This window comes from Alteromonas marina (assembly GCF_000808575.1).
Taxonomy (GTDB): Bacteria; Pseudomonadota; Gammaproteobacteria; order Enterobacterales; family Alteromonadaceae; genus Alteromonas; species Alteromonas marina_A.
On sequence record NZ_JWLW01000003.1, the window covers coordinates 201,777 to 216,654 of the forward strand.

Here is a 14,878-nt window from a genome sequence, read left to right on the forward strand (position 1 = left end):
AACGTGTGTGAACTATTCAAATTTACACAAATTCAACATTTATCGTATTTAACCATTTCACTCCCCTTTATGCCACCGGATAACATTTTGGTGATTAATATCGCCAATGCTTTACTTTTTCCGATAGCACGTCTTGGCTGTTAAGGAAGCGAAAACGCGTCAATTCTAATTCATTCTCTATAGTGGTCTCGTAAACCACCAAAACCTTGAATGAGAAGAGTTGCAGGGTACAGCTATGTTTTCTAATTAACGCAAAACTTCTCTTCGGCAATAATGTAAACCTCGAAAACAACACTCAAGCTTTACATTTGATTTACATCCTAAACAGTTATGCTACCGGTGGCAACAATTTTGTTGAAAAAATTTACAATAAGTAGAAATTTGATATGCGATGATGAAAGAAGAAGAGACTATAGAAACTTACCAAAGCAGGATGAGAGCCTTAATTAAAACATTTAAATACAGTTATTTACGCCATACTGAACGCTTTTTAAACGCGTAAAATAAAAGTTAAAAAATGTAAATAATTCCGTTGACATATGAGCAAATAAAAACCATTATGCTACCGGTAGCACAGAGTGTATTTACAATGTTATAAAAATAAGGGTTTGTTATGCTAAAAGGTATTCTACGCGCAGCTTCCGTTGTAGCTTGCACGGCGTTTGTTTCTTCCGCTGCTAATGCAAATGATTGGGTACAAATGCCTCTCGACAACACACAATCGTGGTCTATGAGAATGATAGAGTCTGAGATGGTGCGTTTCCCAGAAGCTTGGCAAATCGATTGGGATGAGAAGCCACAATGGGATTACGTTCACGGTCTCAACCTCCTTGCCATAACAGAAGTCTATCAAGATACTAAAGATCCCCGTCTCCTGTCTTATGTAAAAGGTTACTACGACATGTTGGTTCAACAAGACGGAAGTATCAAAACCTATGATATCAATAAGTTTAATATTGATATGGTTAACCCTGGTAAAGTGCTGTTTTTCCTCTATGAAGAAACCGGCAACCCTAAATACAAAAAAGCCGCTGACCTACTTAGAACGCAGCTTACTACTCACCCACGTACCGAGCAAGGTGGCTTTTGGCATAAGAAACGCTATCCAGACCAAATGTGGCTTGATGGCCTATACATGGGGGCCCCCTTCTACGCTGAATACATTGTTAAGTACGGCGATATGAAAGAGCTAGACGACGTATTTTTGCAATTTGAACTCATTGAAGAGCACCTTTACGACGAAAAAACAGGCCTCCCCTTGCATGGCTGGGACGCATCTAAAAAGCAAAAGTGGGCTGATAAAGAAACAGGTCTTTCTCAACATCACTGGTCACGTTCGCTAGGTTGGTATGCTATGGCAATGGTGGATGTGCTAGAAGTTGTTCCTGCCGAACACCCAAAAACACCGTGGCTACAAGGGCGCTTTAAAGCGTTTATCGACGCTACGCTTACCTATCAACATAATTCAGGCACCTGGTATCAGGTTACTGACTTGGGAAGCCGTGAAGGAAACTACCTTGAAGCATCAGGTACAGCAATGTTGACCTATGCTATGGCTAAAGGTGCAAGCCTTAAGTTTCTTCCTGAGGAATACAAAGCTCATGCAGAAAAAGGGTTTGCTGGACTTCTTGATCAAATGATTTCGGTTAATCCAGAAACTAACGTTATCAGCCTTGAGCAAGTTTGCGCTGTTGCTGGTCTTGGTGGAAATCCATATAGAGATGGTTCATTCGACTACTACATGAGTGAGCCAATCAGAGCAAACGACGCGAAAGGTGTAGGCCCATTCATTCTGGCTGCACATTATTTGAATAAGTAAAAACCGCTAAATTGTAAATAAAAGGGGTATATGATGGTCCGACCTAACTCACCGAATGCCAGACGTCACTTCTTAAAGTCTGGTCTCGCCACCACTGTTGCAGCTTCTGGGATGGCTGTAGGTGTTCCTACATTCCTATCCGGATGTGCAAATGTGACCGAAACGGGAAGGACTCAACGCCAGTGGGACGCCGAAGCAAACCTTATTAAAGGGATGATAAAGCGTCCCACCTTTGCAAAGCGCGAAGCTAATGTTACCGACTTTTTAAATGAAAATGGCAGTGACTTTAAGCAAGCGTTACATGCAGCTATCGACCAAGTCGCACGCCAAGGTGGTGGCAAAGTGGTTGTGCCAAAAGGCGACTGGCTATGCAGCGGCCCAATTCACTTACAGTCGAATATAAACTTGCATATTGAGGCAGGCGCAACAATTCGATTTTCTACCAATCCTGATGATTACAAACCATATGTTTTTACTCGCTGGGAAGGTATGGAGTTAATGGGTTACTCCCCTCTTATTTATGCTTTTGAGCAAAGTAATATCGCAATCACCGGCAAAGGTACGCTTGACGGTAGCGCGGCGAAAGACAACTGGTGGCCATGGAAAGGTAAGTGGAAGGCTTCAACATGGGGTGACGATCCGGTTGAGAACCAAAAATATACCAGAGACACTCTGCAAGAAATGGTAGAAAACGGGACACCCGTTAGTGACCGCGTTTTTGAAAATAATTACCTGCGCCCTCCGTTTATACAACCTTACCGCTGTAAAAATGTACTTATCGAGGGTGTTACCATCCTGCGCTCTCCATTTTGGTTAATTAACCCTGTGCTTTGCAAGAACGTCACCGTTAACGACGTGTACTGTAAAAGTTTCGGCCCAAATTCGGACGGGTGCGACCCTGAAAGCTGCACGAACGTTCTTATCTCTAACTGTACATTTGATACAGGGGACGATTGCATTGCCATTAAATCTGGACGCAATGCAGACGGCAGAAGGGTCAATGTTCCCTGCAGTAATATCGTCATAGAACATTGCGAGATGAAGGCTGGCCATGGCGGTGTTGTAATCGGCAGTGAAATATCCGGCGGTGTAGAGAATCTCTATGCTCAGCATTGCACCATGAGTAGCCCTGATTTAGACCGCGGCATTAGAATTAAAACCAACAGTATTCGGGGTGGTCACCTAAAAAATCTAAACTATCGCAATATCGATATTGGGACGGTGAAAGACGCTGTTGTCGTGAATTTCTTCTACGAAGAAGGTGATGCCGGTAACTTCCCTCCACTACTGGAAGATATCACTATAGAGAACTTGAACGTTGCGTCAGCTAACCGGGCCTTTGTGCTTCGCGGGTATGACCATACGCCTATTTCTGGATTGACGTTGAATAACATAACGATAAAACGTGCGCTTAAAGATGCCGTTATCGAAAACGTAGCGCATCTTTCAATAAACAATGTGTTTATTAATAGCCAACCATTTAACAAGCACGGGCTGTAGAAGAATAAATACTATGGAATTTAATAAAGCACGTGTCAGTCTTAGTTTAGCCTTTGTGTTGCTGGCGGGTATATTTTTCAGTGGATTAAGCGCGGCAATGCCAGCAACGACGGATGTAGTGGTAGCTAAATCACATGACAGTGACGATGACAGTGGCGCAAGTAAGGACGCTTTACCTCATTTTAACTCTGTGTCCCAAGCTGTTGCTTATATCGCGTCTCACAAGCCACAAAAAGATAAAGTATGGACCGTCTTTATTAATGAAGGCATTTATCGAGAGCGTGTCGTCATAAACGTTGATAATGTTCACTTTGTGGGCAAGTCGCAAGAAACAACGACTATCGTTTTCAATCGATATGCAGGTCAACAAGTCGCAGAGAATTCTCAAGAAAAATGGGGAACTCGTCGCACTGCCACTGTGGAGATTTTAGGTGATAATATCACTTTGGAAAATATCACTATCACCAATGATTTTGATTATCCCGGTAACGAGGTCAAAGCAAAAGACGACCCTACTCGATTATCAGGTACGCAGGCAGTAGCGCTTAAAACCGATGTGAACTCAGATCGCACTTACCTTAAAAATGTCGCACTCTGGGGTTACCAAGATACCCTCTATTTAAAAGGTGACCGCGCTCTGATTGAAGGCGGAACAATAGCAGGACATATTGACTTTATTTTTGGTGAGGGCACCGCGTTTTTTGAAAGCGTTTCTATTGTTTCCCGTACACGTTATTCTGGCGGTGATAGCGAAGGACTAACAGGCTACATTACCGCCCCAAGCACTCATTTACAGCGTCCTTATGGGTTAACGTTCAATAACTGTAGGCTTGAAAGAGAACACGGCGTTCCAAATGAAAGCGTGGCACTGGGAAGGCCTTGGCATCCTACAACCACCTTTTCAGATGGCCGATATGCAAACCCTTACGCTGTAGGTAAAACCACGTTTATCAACACCTATATGGCAGGTCATATCATCCAAAAGCGCTGGACTACTATGGGTGGAACTACGCCATCAGGTACAAAGAGACCATTTAATCCCCACACAGAAGCAAGATTTTCCGAGTACCAATCTCATGGAGAAGGTGCACCTAAAGCAGTCTCCTCACCAGCAATAAACTCTCATTTTCTGAATGATAAAAACGCGGCTTTTTACACTAAAGAGGCGGTATTGCGAGGCTGGGTGCCAAACCATTTTCCAAACGATGATAGATAGAGTGACTTAAAAAAGTAATTTGCTCAGCACATTGCGTAACCACTTGGTATCTATTATCTTTTAGTTATCACTGTGCATCTCTATACCTTATGTCCATACGTTTTCGATATATCGTTGCTTTAGCGCTAACAGCATCGCTAATTACTTTGTCTTTTCTAATTCTTTCAGGATTAATTAAAGAACAAAAGCAAGATGGAGAAATTATTAATATTGCAGGCCAGCAGCGTATGCTATCGCAACGCATAGCGATGCTAGCTGCTTCATCGACATTGTGTAAAGACAACCAAGAATTAGGCTACTTAAAACAAGATCTTGCTAAATTCAAACAAAATCATGAGTATCTTGTTTCGTTGGAACATCTGCCTACGCAAACGTTTAACACTTATTTCCAACAAGGACAGCTTGATTCAAAAGTCAAAAACTTTGTCGATATAGCTGAGGGTTTGTTAACGAATGCACGTTGTGAAACATCTCCCCTTATTCCAGTTCAAGACCTTACCTCGCTTCTACAGCAGCTAGACAATGTTGTCAGCCAATTTGAACAAGAGGCAATTTCACGTGTAGATACGGTTCTTACTATTGAAATGTACCTGTGGCTTGCAGCACTTGTTCTGCTGAGTATAGAAGCCGCACTTATTTTCTTTCCTATGGAACGTCAGGTTAAACGTTCTATTAACGCGCTAGAGCACTCGAAAGAATTGGCACAAGATGCGGCAGAAAAAGCAGAGAAAGCCAGTAAAGCAAAATCAGAATTTCTATCAAGTATGAGCCATGAGTTGCGTACGCCAATGAACGGTTTATTTGGCATGATAGAACTGGCAATAGATAACCCCGAAAAAAGTAACTTGTACTTAAAAAAGGCAAAAACAGCCGGCCGACAGCTGTTAGTTTTGATCAACGACATATTAGATATATCGAAGATTGAAGCCGGCAAAATCAAAATAGAACAGGCCCCTGTTGATTTGTTACAAGTAATAGACGATGTAGTTTCATTGCAACGGGTTTATTGCCAGCGTAAAGGGCTCGAATTTCACTACTTGAAAGACGCTGATCTTCCCCATGTAATCGAAGGTGATATAACGCGAATAACGCAAATCTTACACAATCTGCTGAGCAACGCTATTAAGTTTACGGCCGAAGGCTCGGTAACGCTTAAAGTGACACACGCTAAACATGAAAATGGCAATCGCCTTAACTTTGATGTTATCGATACAGGCATTGGCATACCTTCTTCTAAACTAGAGAGCATTTTCAAAAAGTTTGAACAAGCTGACCAATCTACAACACGAGAGTTTGGCGGCACAGGGCTGGGGTTAAGCATCGCAAAGCAGCTAGCTAACCTAATGGATGGCGACATTAATGTGGTCTCATTATCAGGCAAAGGCAGCACCTTTACCTTTACAATGCAGGCAAGAGAAGCACAGCTCCCAGATATCAATATTGTGCCAAGTGTTAACTTGCGTTGTGCAATCATTGACGACCTTCAAACCAGTCGCGATTACTTTGAGCACATCGTTGCGTCTATGTCGATTGAGCCCTGTAGTTATGAAAGTGCTAACGCATTTTTAAACGACAAACCGTTTAGTTTTGATGTCATAATTCTTGATCTCTCTATGCCAGAAATGAGCGGCGTAGATTTACTTCATCAGCTTAAAGGCTTAAAACCGCCTAAATTTCCTAAAGTAATACTAATTTCGGCTGAGCTAGAAAGACTGGAAGACGAACAAGAAATACTTGATAGTATTTGGAAGACTCATGCTAAGCCAATCAACAGACGTGAACTAGAAAATGATTTAAGTAAGCTGATTGAAGCAAAGCCTGTTAGCCGCCAAGAGATTCAAGAACTCAACAAAAAGAAACGAGTACTATTGGCCGAAGATAACGAAATTAACGCAGAGATTGTCAAAGCTATATTGCAAACTGAAGGGTACAAATATTTGCATGTTAAGGACGGCCAAGATGCCGTTGAAGTATGCAAACGGCACAAGTTCAACCTGATACTTATGGACTGTAACATGCCTATTATGGGTGGTATCGAAGCTTCCACTATTTTGAGAAAAACTTTGGAATCGAACACTCCCATCATAGCACTAACCGCTAACGCATTTGCCGAGGACAAAGGAGAATGCTTGGCCGCAGGCATGAATGACTTTCTAGCAAAACCGTTAGATAAAGACACCCTGTTAATTACAATTAAGAAATATATTGGATAAGGTGCCCACCAATACTGCGGGCCAGCTTTATTTGCCCGATAAATTTAACTCAGCCAAGGAGTTGCTACACGGTGTAGGCCTCTTGCTCCCCTATATACCCTGGAGCAATAGCAAGGTTGTCAGTGTCTGCCAAACTTTGTTGGTTTCTAAGCCAAAGTTGATACTCACCAGTGCGTAAGCTTGCATGTTTTGTGCAGTCAACATTCCAGCGGCGGAGTAAATACCCTGCCATAGCCGCGCGTACCTCTAATTTGAGTACGCCTCCTTCCATGGCGTAATCGAGCTCTATTGCCGTTGAATATTTGATATTCTTGGGATGAGGCACTATTTCGAGTGAGATAAGTCTTCCCCACTCTTCATCGTGTTCAATGCATTCGTGGATTTCAGGCTCAGTTTTAACTGTAACCTTACTGATTCTTGTCAGAACGAAGTCGCGAAAACTTTGTGATTTTCTATCGAAGGCGCGCACATGCCAGCGCTGACCATTATCAACAATACTATGCGGCACAAGTTCTCGTGCGCCACTTCCACTAGACAGCGACGTGTAAATAACGCTCATCGCCTTTTTGTTGACTATGGCTTGTACTACTTTCGCGACCACAAAAATATCAGGCACGTTCAGGGAAGATGCACTTTCTACCGGAAAGTGTACATCGCCAATGGCATCAAAACCGTCCGATATGTCGTTAGCAAGCTTTACGAGCGTGCGTTTAGCATCGTGCTCGAAAACTGGGCTAAAGCTTTCTGTTTGAAAATAACGCTTTTCCCTTGGATCATAGATTAAGTTTTCAGGCGCTAACTCTTTATATAGCGTAAAGTCACGAGAGCCTGCCGATAGCCCTACCTCAAAACGATTTATTAAATCTTGGCGATGAATAGCCCCTTTAAACAAAAGGCAGAAATCGATATACGCCAGTCGTTGGCGTTGAGAAAAAGAAATGGTTTCTAACATGGTGCGCACTTATTGTATTTTTATTCAGTGTGGTTCATTTAAAGCCGCATGTAAATAGCAAAAGGCACAAAAAAGCCCAGCACTTTGGCTGGGCTTAAACTTTTAGCATTTAAGGTTTATGATTTCGCACGCTTACGAGCGAAAACCATGCCACCTAAGGCCAGAAGCGATAGCGCAAAGGTACCTGGTGCGGGTACTTGGGCGATGGTGAAGCTTGCGGTTGCTGGCGTAGCCGTTTTGGGTGAGAGTGGACCTACTGCAGCGTCAACAAATTGATTTTGCAAAAATGTAAATGGCGATATATCAATCCCGAAAGAAGTAGCCAAAAACTGCGCGCGATAAAGGCTAACTCCACTTTGCCCTTGCTGTGGTGCTGTCGAACCGAGCGCCCCAGCTGATTCAGCAAAAATAGCTGTACCTTCAACCCTTCCCGAAAAAAGCTCAGGCGGAAAAGTAGGCCCTCCTGGGAACGTCGGAATTGCTTGAGTACCAAACGGCATGAGGCTTTCAATACTATTATCAATGAATTGCAACACTCTATTATCAAAGCTAAATGCTGTAGAATAGGCAGACATGAGAGTCTGTACGCTATTATTGAATAAGCCGGAAATACTTACTGTAACTGTCACTGTATCACCAACATTATAAATCGCCTTATCTGTCGCCAAACTAATTAGCGCTGCATTTGCATTGAATGTAGTAACAGCCATTAATAGTAAAAAGAATTTTTTCATTGTTATTTTCCTAAAATTAAATTGCACAGTTAGCGCGTGTACACATCGCCATTAATGCCTGAATATCGAAGAAGCTAATTTGGCCGTCGCCGTTGAAATCGTAGTTTTCACCCGTCGCTTGCCCTTGTAAAAATAGTTGATAGAAGGCCATGATGTCGTTGTAATCCACATCGTTATCATCATCAAAATCTCCAACTGTTACTTCTTCTGGGAAGTTAAGCACTACCAGTACTGGGTCGTGATCTGACGAGCGATACGCATCAGCGCCGTAGTAACTAGAAAGCTGGGCTTCAGTTTTATAATTTACGTTATAATCGAATACGCGAGGTTCATCCGCATTGATGTGCCAAACCGTTGCGTCTACCACATATTCGGTTAACGATGGGCTAGATAAAGCGTGATCTAGATAACCTACTTCTCCGCCGAAGCTATAGGAATAAGCGCTGTCTCCATCAAAGAAGTTAACCAAGTTACTGTAGCCAGCCTCTTCGAGCGCAAGGATAGGGTCTTCTTTCGCGTAGGCATTTAAATCACCCATTACGATAACGCGGTCAGACAAGACGTCACTGTTTTGCTCAACAAGGGAAATCAGGCCTTGTGCAGCTTGGGTACGCTTTTCATTCCAACACCCCTGGCCGTCACCAGAGTCTGCGTCGTTGCCTGTAGCACCACCACAACTTTTTGACTTGAAGTGATTTATCGCTAAGGTAAAGTCTTCGCCATTACTGTTTACACTGAAGCTTTGTAGTAAAGGTTGGCGATTACCATAGTCAAATGGTGCATCGGATGACGTTACAGGGTTTCCCTGTAGCGAGACTACTGCTGGTTTATAGATAATACCTACAGCAATTTCGTCACCGCCTAGCTGAGACTCTAATGCAACATAGCTGTACTCATCGCTGCCCAATTCTGCGTTAACGCTATCAACTAGTGTCGCAATCGCAGAATCGTTTCCATATCCATCGTTTTCAATCTCTACTAGACCAAGCACATCGGCGTCCATAGCCACAATAGCAGATACTGTTTTCGCTTGCTGGCGAGCAAATTCAACTTCTGAATCTGCGCCGCGAGAGGTTGGAAAGTCTGGACCGTTAAAGTAGTTAAGCACATTAAAGCTAGCCACTTTTACATCACCGATAGCATTTAGCTGTGGTGCAGCAATTCGTGGATTAGTGCGCACGGTTTGAATATCACCAACAGGGATGAGGTTGTAAGCACCAAAGGCATAATGTAATACGCCTTCAAGAGCCTCTACACTGTCTCCCAAGCGCAGTGGATTGTTGTGCGATAAACCACCTGCTGGGAAAGGAATACCATCCAAATTCTGTGATGTAGCTCCGTCCTCAACCAATAAGGTGTTTCGTGCATTGATTTCAGAGAGCGCCAACGCTTCTTCTGAACCCGCTACAAACTGATTAGTAGGAATGAATAAGCGTTCTGACGACACGTTAAACTGACCATAACGCCCAAGATTATAGATATCAGATACTTTAAGGGTTTGTTCAAAACTAATGTGCATGCCCTCTAGTGCCTCTAAATCAGTATCAAGGCTAAATGGCATAGCAACAGGTGTGTAAAGCACATTACTACCTACACCCGTAACCTCGGGTTCTGCAGACAGAGTTAATTGGGTTACACCAAAGCGCTCGCCTACTGTACCTTGCAAACGCACCGCATCACCTGCTTCTGGTAGACCAAATGAACCTGCGTAAACAAACACACCTTCAGATGTTGCCGTATTACCATCTGAATCACTCGCTTCTTCCTGAACGAAGAAACCACTCATAGCAGGCACAACTTTGGTTACAACCGCCTCGACAGTCACGTCGGTACCGACCATTGCTGACTCATCGCCGTCACCTTGAATCGCGCTGATTAGCGTTGCTTCAGCGATAGGGTCGGTCGGGTCATTGGGATCTGTCGGGTCAGTTGGGTCGGTAGGATCCGTTGGTTCGCTTACTGAACCATTATGACCGCCAAAATTACTCAGTGTATCTTTTGGAAAGCTGTCCCATTCATCAGTGGTAAACGCTGGGTTGCGGTTAGGGTTTCCGCCTGTCACAGAACTCTTGCGTACTAACGTGACGTCTTTGCCCCAATTAGTCTTAACGCCAAAAGTACCTAATGCATCTACAACTTCACCGTTGTAGACAAGTTCAAGGTAATCGTCTCCATTGAAGTTCATTACTAAATTGCTGATTTTTGAACCAGCTTTAAGCGAAGCATCCGCACTCCCGTGAGCGAATGTCGCCACGCCGCCTGCAGGAATCTCGCCTTCAAGCACTAGCACTTTGCGGTCTGCATCGGCAGTATCGCCGTTTGAAAGTAAAACTAACTCGTAGCCAGACAAGCTCACAGGTTGAGTCGAGCTATTGAAAAGCTCTATCGCTTTGTTATAGCTACCGCCCTCAATATACTCTGAGATGTAAACACTATTGGTTGACGGTCCTGTGTCACCACCTGTATCACCGCCTGTGTCTCCTCCTGTGTTTCCTCCGGTATCACTACCAGTGTCTCCGCCCGAGCTATCACAGCTTTCATTAAAGATAAGTGAAGCAAGTTCAGGCTTATCAATAAACGGGTTACGGTTCCCTTGCAATTCAAACACACGCTCGTTACGGCGACGCTCAAATTCATCAACTGGATCGCTTTCATGCCACTGAAGCAGCACACAAAGCTTGCCAAATGCTGCTTCGTCGGTAGACGTTAAGCGGTTTAACAATACTAAATCTTCTTCGGTATCACCTGCAGTGTTACCGTCGTAGCGCACATCCATATAAAGCATAGAGCGAGCTACGTCGCCTTTCACTGCATCGCGCGGCTCAAAAGAGTCATTATCAACACGGTTTGTTGGTGCCTCTGCAAGTGCGCTATCGCTAAAGTCAAAATCAAGATTACCGCGCGAACTGTTAACAGAGATGTCTGTGGGGCGCAGGTGAAGAATATCGGTGTATGCCGTTAAGCTTGAGCTTGAAAAGCCATGACTTTTTGCCCAAACATGTTCACGGTTCCAATTGTCTGAGTTAGAGCTTTGGCTACCACTTCCGTTGGTAAACTTCCCTTGCGATATCCCTTTGTAAAATAGGATAACATTGTCAGTATTTGAAGGATCTTCATCGGTATAGGTTAGCGCCGTCCAAACCTCAGAGTATGATAGCGTGCGATGACCATTTTCAATGATGTTGTGTGTTGTTTCTTTCAGTGTTTGTGCGCTATCGCCATTAGCAATAGCTGCATCTAGAGCGGCGTAGTAGTTCGATGCTACAAAATCACTCGCTAAATTAATTGCTTCTAAATCTGGGCAATTAAAGCAACTACCGCTTAAGAAAAGAAGTTCGTTTGAAGGCTCGCCCCCGTTATCAGGATTATCACTGCCGTTGTCTCCTCCATCAGTCGCACCGCTACCGGTCACCGAAATACTGTCTAAATTTAAGTATTCTGTGCCAGCATTATTAGCCATAGCGACTTTCAATACTAACGTGCTTCCGCTTCCAATTGTTTCATTTATCGTGGCACTACCGAAATCATCTTGTACGGTATTGGATGCCCCTTCGGTAGGCGCTATAAGCTCAAAAGCGCCGCCATCTATTGAGTAAAATACATCAATGTAATCAGTCGATTCAAAATCGCCACTTTCCGAGAGCACTGCATTGATGGTGACATCACCGGCGTCAGTGATATCAATTGATTCACTTAACCAAACCACTTCGCCATCGACATCACGGGCTTGCATGGCGCCATTTTCTACCCGGAACCAATCTGTATCTGCAGTTAAAGCGCCAGCTGAAACATCAATTGACCAACGCTCATCGCCTTCAAGATTTGAAATGGCTCCGTCAGGATTCGAGCCAGTTGCGCCTTTGTTTTGAAGCTCAGCAGCTTCAAAATCTTCTTGCCAAACCGTTTCGGCTGAAGCATTAACCGATACTACGCCTAATGACAAGGCGCCAGCCAACAACGCGTTGACTACCTTAGCTGAATGCTTCAGCTTATACTTTTGTGTGTTACCCTCATTAATCATTCTGCTTTCCGCTTTATTTGTATAAGGAAGGTATAAATTCTTATACATACGTATACACAGCAAGCACTTAATTAAAATAATAATAAAACAGTCACACTGCATACATATCAACAACTTACAACTTTAAAATAAGTTTATTTATTCATTAACTCGACTGAATCTTGGTACAGGAAAATCTAATTTGTAACATTACAAAGTTGTTTCAGTTTTGAAACATTTTCATGGTGCTATCTTGAGTTTGTTACATTTTAAATGCACAAAAAAAGAGCGCCTGTTAAGCACTCTTTAGTTCTGTGGGGGACACTAGTAACACTGACTTTACATTGACTAATGATGCCTCTTTGTCGCTTACCAGCTTGCAGGAAAGCAGTTTTGACAGCGTTATCTATGAATAACGGCTTTTCCCATCGAAATGAAATTTAGAACCGATAGCGGCGCAATTGCATTTGCATGGTCTTTATTTGCTTAACTAACGCTTCGCAATTTTCGACAACCTCTTTAGCATAGTTGGTATTGGCTTGCCCTACCTGCTGGATACTGCTCACCCCTCGGTTTACATCGGCAGCAACGGAAGTTTGCCCTTCTGCCAAACTAGCGGCGTCTTCATTTAGCGCAGTGATTCTAGCGACAGCCTCTAACGCTTGGTTTAACGACTCACCTGCGTGTTTAGTGGTTTCCACCGTCTTAAACGCCGTTTCCTTGTTCAGCTGCATTTTTTCAGAAGCGATACGGCTTCCTTGCTGAAGCCTTTCTATCATAATGCGGATCTCTTCCGTTGAAGCCTGCGTACGACTAGCCAGTGAACGTACTTCGTCTGCCACCACGGCAAAACCACGCCCCTGCTCACCTGCTCTTGCCGCTTCAATTGCTGCATTAAGCGCGAGTAAGTTTGTTTGCTCTGCAATGTTTCTAATTACTTCCATGACGCCGCTAATTTCCTCGCTGGCCTGTGCTAGTTCATTGATTACTTCCACTGATGCGTCGACGTCATTCGCTTGCGATTGGATATCTTTGATAGTTTCAGACAATACGCTTACGCTATTTCTTGTATCTGTATCAGCAGCACTAGCTGCGTCACTTGAGCTTCTTATCGTAGTAGAGACGCTTTGTGCGTTTTGCTGCATCATCGTAATCGCGTTGTCGATGGATTCGGTCTCTTGACTAAGCTTCGAAACGCTTTCCTTAGAACTCATTGCGGTAGTATTAAGTGCTTCTGATTTTGCTAACATATTATCGGTGGCTTCATCCACGCTTTGCAGTGTTTGCTGTAGTTGAACAAGTAAACCGTTAAAAGCTTTAGCCATGGTGCCAAACTCGTCACTGCGGTTTGCCTCGAAGCGAAAAGTAAGATCGCCTTCACCCGTTGAAAGGTTGTTAACTACACCAATAAACTCATCCAGTGGGTTTCCAACGATATACTTCACCAACAACCAAACAGTGAGTAATATACCCGCGCTAGCTAACACTATTTTAAACACTAGGGTTATCACTGAACTGCTCACCATCGATGCTTTCTCTGAGGCTGACGCGGCTAATATAATGTCATAACCCCATTTTGAAAAAGGCACTACTTCCACAATCCAATCTTCGTTTTTATTCAACGCTTCGGTGACTTGCGCATCGTTAACATGCGATGAATGCATGCGAATGTTGCCCTTACCATCTCTTAGCGCTACAAATCCATTCTCTAAAACATGACTTTGTTTTATCGCTTGCTCTAGAACGTTAAGGTCTGCTGAATATCCCACATACCATATACCCACTACTTGTCCGCTAGCATCAAACATGGGCTCATAACCTGTCAGATAGGGACTACCTAGAATATCTACTGCGCCATAGTAAGCTTGCTGTTGGTTTATTTTCTGAATCGCTTTTCCCGACGGCGCTAATTTAGTGCCAATTGCTCGCTCGCCATTTTTAATGACGTTTGTGCTCACTCGAATGTAGTCATCACCGGTTTTACTGAAAAGCGTTGCTGTACCTCCCATAACACTGGTTAGTTCGTCAACTAATTCAAAATCGTTTGCTTGCGGAACATTCCCCAGCCTTAACTCTAGTGCCTGTGTTGCTTTTACAGTGATATAGTCGCCTTGATTTGGAACCCCCAAGGCTTCTCCTCGTTGCTTCAGAAGCGCCATACTGCTTTTCACTCGCTCAAGCATAATGGCGTCGGTCACGGTTAGAATGTTGACTAAGCGGTCGGCAGTGTTTTTCTTCTGCTCTTTAACAAGCTCAGAAATAGACGACGACGTAGTGACCACAGTGATAATTGCTACAATCAGTGCGAACAACGCAATGACTGCAGACACCGAGAACAGAAATTTTCTTTGAATGGACATGCAACTTCTCAGGTTAACAGTTAGGTAATCACTCACTCCTTTGACTTTTGATCCATACCATACACGCTAGCCTATTCGTTCTAG

General features: G+C 43.6%; 8 protein-coding genes. 4 read left to right on the forward strand and 4 right to left on the reverse strand.

The annotated features are described in order from the left end of the window. Positions 1 to 613 precede the first annotated feature (613 nt). From RJ41_RS02425 to RJ41_RS02440, 4 genes are all read left to right on the forward strand, one after another. Positions 614 to 1,819, forward strand: coding sequence for a glycoside hydrolase family 88/105 protein (locus RJ41_RS02425; RefSeq protein WP_014976840.1), 1,206 nt, complete (start codon positions 614 to 616; stop codon positions 1,817 to 1,819). A gap of 33 nt (positions 1,820 to 1,852) precedes the next feature. Beyond that, positions 1,853 to 3,319: a glycoside hydrolase family 28 protein gene (locus RJ41_RS02430; RefSeq protein WP_039216593.1), complete on the forward strand. Its 1,467-nt coding sequence runs from the start codon at positions 1,853 to 1,855 to the stop codon at positions 3,317 to 3,319. A 13-nt stretch (positions 3,320 to 3,332) separates the two neighbouring features. Next, a complete protein-coding gene (locus tag RJ41_RS02435) occupies positions 3,333 to 4,535 on the forward strand; it encodes a pectinesterase family protein (protein ID WP_039216594.1) in 1,203 nt (400 codons plus the stop codon). Positions 4,536 to 4,624: 89 nt separating this feature from the next. Continuing rightward, positions 4,625 to 6,748, forward strand: a complete 2,124-nt coding sequence (locus RJ41_RS02440; RefSeq protein ID WP_039216595.1) for a response regulator — start codon at positions 4,625 to 4,627, stop codon at positions 6,746 to 6,748. A gap of 64 nt (positions 6,749 to 6,812) precedes the next feature. On the opposite strand, the gene RJ41_RS02445 is transcribed toward RJ41_RS02440, so the two are convergent. The 4 genes from RJ41_RS02445 to RJ41_RS02460 all read right to left on the reverse strand — a co-directional run bounded on the left by RJ41_RS02445 (position 6,813) and on the right by RJ41_RS02460 (position 14,794). Next, positions 6,813 to 7,700, reverse strand: coding sequence for a WYL domain-containing protein (locus RJ41_RS02445; RefSeq protein ID WP_039216596.1), 888 nt, complete (start codon positions 7,698 to 7,700; stop codon positions 6,813 to 6,815). Between the two features lie 116 nt (positions 7,701 to 7,816). Continuing rightward, positions 7,817 to 8,434 (reverse strand): PEP-CTERM sorting domain-containing protein, encoded by a 618-nt coding sequence (locus tag RJ41_RS02450; RefSeq protein WP_039216597.1) that lies wholly within the window; start codon positions 8,432 to 8,434, stop codon positions 7,817 to 7,819. A gap of 16 nt (positions 8,435 to 8,450) precedes the next feature. Then, positions 8,451 to 12,455, reverse strand: coding sequence for an ExeM/NucH family extracellular endonuclease (locus RJ41_RS02455; RefSeq protein ID WP_039216599.1), 4,005 nt, complete (start codon positions 12,453 to 12,455; stop codon positions 8,451 to 8,453). 419 nt (positions 12,456 to 12,874) lie between these two features. Beyond that, positions 12,875 to 14,794 carry a methyl-accepting chemotaxis protein gene (locus tag RJ41_RS02460; RefSeq protein WP_039216600.1) on the reverse strand — a complete coding sequence of 640 codons (1,920 nt, stop codon included), beginning with the start codon at positions 14,792 to 14,794 and terminating at the stop codon, positions 12,875 to 12,877. Between the last annotated feature and the right edge of the window lie 84 nt (positions 14,795 to 14,878).

What these genes read in the sequence shown, in the direction of transcription:
- RJ41_RS02425 (WP_014976840.1), top strand. Translation starts at nt 614, where the DNA reads ATGCTAAAAGGTATTCTACGCGCAGCTTCCGTTGTAGCTTGCACGGCG.
- RJ41_RS02430 (WP_039216593.1), top strand. Translation starts at nt 1,853, where the DNA reads ATGGTCCGACCTAACTCACCGAATGCCAGACGTCACTTCTTAAAGTCT.
- RJ41_RS02435 (WP_039216594.1), top strand. Translation starts at nt 3,333, where the DNA reads ATGGAATTTAATAAAGCACGTGTCAGTCTTAGTTTAGCCTTTGTGTTG.
- RJ41_RS02440 (WP_039216595.1), top strand. Translation starts at nt 4,625, where the DNA reads ATGTCCATACGTTTTCGATATATCGTTGCTTTAGCGCTAACAGCATCG.
- RJ41_RS02445 (WP_039216596.1), bottom strand. Translation starts at nt 7,700, where the DNA reads ATGTTAGAAACCATTTCTTTTTCTCAACGCCAACGACTGGCGTATATC.
- RJ41_RS02450 (WP_039216597.1), bottom strand. Translation starts at nt 8,434, where the DNA reads ATGAAAAAATTCTTTTTACTATTAATGGCTGTTACTACATTCAATGCA.
- RJ41_RS02455 (WP_039216599.1), bottom strand. Translation starts at nt 12,455, where the DNA reads ATGATTAATGAGGGTAACACACAAAAGTATAAGCTGAAGCATTCAGCT.
- RJ41_RS02460 (WP_039216600.1), bottom strand. Translation starts at nt 14,794, where the DNA reads ATGTCCATTCAAAGAAAATTTCTGTTCTCGGTGTCTGCAGTCATTGCG.